This window comes from thiotrophic endosymbiont of Bathymodiolus puteoserpentis (Logatchev), assembly GCF_900127505.1.
Lineage (GTDB): Bacteria > Pseudomonadota > Gammaproteobacteria > PS1 > Pseudothioglobaceae > Thiodubiliella.
The window spans coordinates 28,105-32,672 of record NZ_UEXF01000019.1; the positions used below are offsets into that span (position 1 = coordinate 28,105).

General features: G+C 45.9%; 2 protein-coding genes. One reads left to right on the forward strand and one right to left on the reverse strand.

The annotated features are described in order from the left end of the window. Positions 1-3,947, reverse strand: a 3,947-nt coding sequence (locus BHECKSOX2_RS02095) for a putative Ig domain-containing protein (protein WP_180323615.1), incomplete at its 3' end; no start/stop codon positions are given. A gap of 143 nt (positions 3,948-4,090) precedes the next feature. Here BHECKSOX2_RS02095 and BHECKSOX2_RS02100 point away from each other — a divergent pair. Next, positions 4,091-4,568 (forward strand): transposase (locus tag BHECKSOX2_RS02100; protein WP_425356605.1); only part of this gene is annotated, 478 nt, incomplete at its 3' end.

The window sequence follows — 4,568 nt, forward strand, 5'->3', positions numbered from 1 at the left end:
GCCTTTAGTTGTGCCTCAGTTGGCACATTAAAACCCGTGGGGCAAATACCACTACCATCAGTCTTGGCAAAAAATGCACTACGCAAAGCACCATCAACATCACCTGTATGTGGGATTGTCCAATCATAAGGAGCTTCTGAACCAGTTATGGTAATAAAATCTGCATGACCTGGGGTGGTATTTGCCGCAAGCGTTGCTGTGATAGCAGATGTCCTTATTTGGTGTCCATCTGCAGGTCTACCCCATTGGTACAAATCACCATAGGATGCTGGATCGGTAGAACTGGTTGCCACTCGGCTGGCACCTAGGTTTCTATCCATCCATATTTGACCTGTTGACGAGGTAACCTTGCCAAATTCAAAAGCATGTGCGGTAGCGGCAACGGGTGTGGTGTTACTAAAAGATTCAACAGTGCCATTGATTGCTGTTACCACATAATAAACGGTGGCTGTGCCACTTAGCGTCATAGTAATACTGGTAGCAGTCGTATCAGTGGAAGTGGCTGCTGGACTGTATGCCGAAAATTGACTAGGGTCGCTATTGCCTGCTGTTGCAAAGGCGGCATCAGTTGTTTGATAAAGCCTATAAGCAGTTGCACCGGTTACCCCAGCCCATGATAGCGTTACTTCATTAGGAACGCCTGTGGCAACTGCAGTTAATGTTGTAGGGGCTGGGTCAGCCAGTAATATCGTTAAATAAACCCCTGCAGTAGCGGTTTGACCTATTGTGTTGGTGGCTGTTACTGTATATAGAGTAACAGCCTTCACCTCAGTTGGGGTGCCACTGATGGTGCAAGTTGCGCTGTTAGTACTCAAGCCAGCTGGTAGTGTAGGAGCTACTGTACAACTGGTAATCGCGCCACCTGAATTGCTAAAAGTAATGTTGGTGATGGCAGAACCAATAATAGCCATTTGGTTTGTATTTACAGCAGTCGTAAGCTTAGGGGCGAGTGTAATGCCTCCAGCATATGAGGGACCCCACCTTGTGATTGTTCCATCGGCTTTAATGGCGACAAAGGCTCTGCCAGTTGAATAAATCTTAATATAACCATTATCAACGGGCGCACCTACGCCTCCAGAATATGAGGCGCCCCACGCCGCGATTGTTCCATCGGCTTTAATGGCAGCAAAGGCATTCGAAGTTGAATAAATCTTAGTGTAGCCACTATCAGAGGGTGCATTTGAGCCTCCATAACGCGAGTCACCCCACACCGCGATTGTTCCATCGGTTTTAATGACAGCAAAAGCAGTTCTAGTTGAATAAATCTTAGTGTAGCCACTACCAGCGGGCGCACCTGTGCCTCCATAACGCGAGTCACCCCACACCGTGATTGATCCATCGGCTTTAAGGGCAGCGAAGGCATACTCAGTTGAATAAATCTTAGTATAGTCACTACCAGAGGGCGCTGTGCCTCCATAGCGCGAGTCACCCCACGCCGTGATTGTTCCATCGGCTTTAAGGGCAGCGAAGGCAAACGCAGTTGAATAAATCTTGGTATAGACGCCAGTAGAGGGTGCATTTATACCTCCAGAATTTGAATCACCCCATGCCTTAATTGATCCATCGGCTTTAAGGGCAGCAAAGGCAAACGCAGTTGAATAAATCTTAGTGTAGCCACTACCAGAGGGTACACCTGTGCCTCCATAACTTGGGTTGCCCCACGCCGTAATTGTTCCGTCGGCTTTAAGGGCAGCAAAGGCAGACGAATTTGAATAAATCTTGGTGTAGCCACCAGTAGAAGGTGCACCTGAGCCTCCATAATTTAATTCACCCCACGCCTTGATTGACCCATCGGTTTTAATAGCGGCAAAGGCAGTCATAGTTGAGTAAATCTTGGTATAGCCACTACCAGAGGGCGCACCTGTGCCTCCAAAACTTGAATGACCCCACGCCACGATTGACCCATCGGTTTTAAGGGCGGCAAAGGCAAACGCAGTTGAATAAATCTTAGTGTAGCCACTACCAGAGGGCGCTGTGCCTCCATAACCTGGACTACCCCATGCCTTGATTGAGCCATCGGCTTGAAGAGTGGCAAAGGCATTGTGGTTGGGGACATTTGATGCATTATAATATCCACCACTATCATTATTGGCACTAGAAGCATCCACCTCAGTAAAACGGTTTAGTTTAGAGGTCGGTGCATTCACTGTTAAAGAAAAACTAGCACTATCCTCCTTATCATATGTGGCATTTTTTGCAGTGACTGTGTATACGCTAAGAGTCCTCACCTCAGTTGGGGTGCCACTAATGGTACAAGTTGTACTGTCAATACTTAAGCCAGCCGGCAATGTAGGGGCTACTGTACAACTGGCAATCGCACCACCTGAATTGTTAAAAGTAATGTCTGTGATGGCGGAGCCAATAATAGCTACCTGGTCTGCCACATTCGCAATATTAGGGGCGGGCGTATTCACCGTTAAAGACAAGCTAGCACTGCCAGTATTACCTTTAGCATCTTTTGCAGTGACTGTGTATACGCTAAGGGCCCTCACCTCAGTTGGGGTGCCACTGATGGTGCAAGTTGCGCTGTCAATACTCAAGCCAGCTGGCAGTGCAGGAGTTACTGTACAACTGGCAATCGCACCACCTGAATTGTTAAAAGTAATGTCTGTGATGACAGAATCAATAATAACTATTTGGTCTGCACCTGTAGCATTCGCAAGATTAGGGGCAGGTGTAGTACCTCCAGCAGTTGCTCTACCCCACGCCACAATTGATCCATCGGTTTTAATAGCAACAAAGGCAAGCTGAGTTGAATAAATCTTAGTATAGCCACTACCAGAGGGTGCGCTTGCGCCTCCAGCACTTGAGTCACCCCACGCTACGATTGAGCCATTGGTTTTAAGGGCGGCAAAGGCATACCCGGTTGAATAAATCTTAGTATAGCTACTACCAGAGGGCGCTGTACCTCCATAAACTGAACCACCCCACGCCGCAATTGATCCATCGGTTTTAATGACAGCAAAGGCACGCCCAGTTGAATAAATCTTGGTATAGCTACCAGAGGGTGCACCTGTGCCTCCAAAACTTGAATCACCCCACGCCACGATTGACCCATTGGTTTTAAGGGCGGCAAAGGCACCACTGGTTGAATAAATCTTAGTATAGCTACTACCAGAGGGCGCTGTGCTTCCTTTACCTGGGGTACCCCACGCCACAATTGATCCATCGGTTTTAATAGCAGCAAAAGCAAAGTCAGTTGAATAAATCTTGGTGTAACCATTACCAGAGGGACTTGTGCCTCCTCTGTTTGATTCACCCCACGCCACGATTGAGCCATCGGTTTTAAGAGCGGCAAAGGCATACCCAGTTGAATAAATCTTAGTATAGCCACTACCAGAGGGCGCTGTACCTCCAGAATTTGAGTCACCCCACGCCACGATTGAGCCATCAGTTTTAAGGGCGGCAAAGGCATATCCAGTTGAATAAATCTTGGTATAGCCCTTATCAGAGGGCGCATCTTTGCCTCCATAGCGTGAGTCACCCCACGCCGTGATTGACCCGTCGGCCTTAATAGCGGCAAAGGCCAATCTAGTTGAATAAATCTTGGTATAGCCCTTACCAGAGGGTGCGCGTGTGCCTCCAGCACCTGAGTCACCCCACGCCGTGATTGATCCGTCGGCTTTAAGGGCGGCAAAGGCATACCTACTTGAATAAATCTTGGTATAACCACTACCAGAAGGCGCTGTGCCTCCATAGCGTGAGTCACCCCACGCTGTAATTGAGCCATCGGCTTGAAGAGTGGCAAAGGCATTGTGGTTGGGGTGATTTGACGCATTATAATATCCACCACTATCGTTATTGGCACTAGAGACATCTACCTCAGTAAAGCGGTTTAGTTCAATACTGCCTTCGCCTGCAATGGCTGTGTTGATTAAGACAGCAAGGACGGCTATTTTCAATAATAAAATGCGAGTAAAGTTTGTATTGAAAGTTATTGAGTTCATTGAACCCTCTTTATGTTTTAATATTTTAAGATTATATCTGATATTATGAGATAAGTTTTTAAAATTTTATTTATTAGAGACCTTTGCATAACCCAACCAAAAAACCACCAATCTGATAAAACAACACCCATAAAACACCCAAAATATCTTGGAAAAACACCCAACAAAATTCATTTGCAGATTCTCTTGTTATTGAACATAAATCTCTATCAGAACTAGACGATGTGCATAACATCATTAACTGGGGCGAGATAGAACAAACACTATCAAATCTTTATACCTCCAAAACAGCTGCAAGCGCCTATCCACCCATAATGATGTTTAAAATCCTAATTCTTCAGGCTTGGTATGCGCTTAGCGATGAAGCCTTAGAAAAACAAATTGCTAGAGATTTAATGTTCAGACGCTTCATTGATTTAAGTTTAAGCGAAGCAGTGCCAGACCATTCCACCATTTGGCGTTTTAGACAATTACTCAATACTGAAAATTTGCTAGAAGCACTACTAGAACAAATCAATCATCATTTAGAACAAAACAGTATTATTGTTTCTCTAGGTTCAATCAACATTATTGATGTCAGCGTCATTGAAGCTAAGCAATCACGCAAACGCAAGGGTAGGA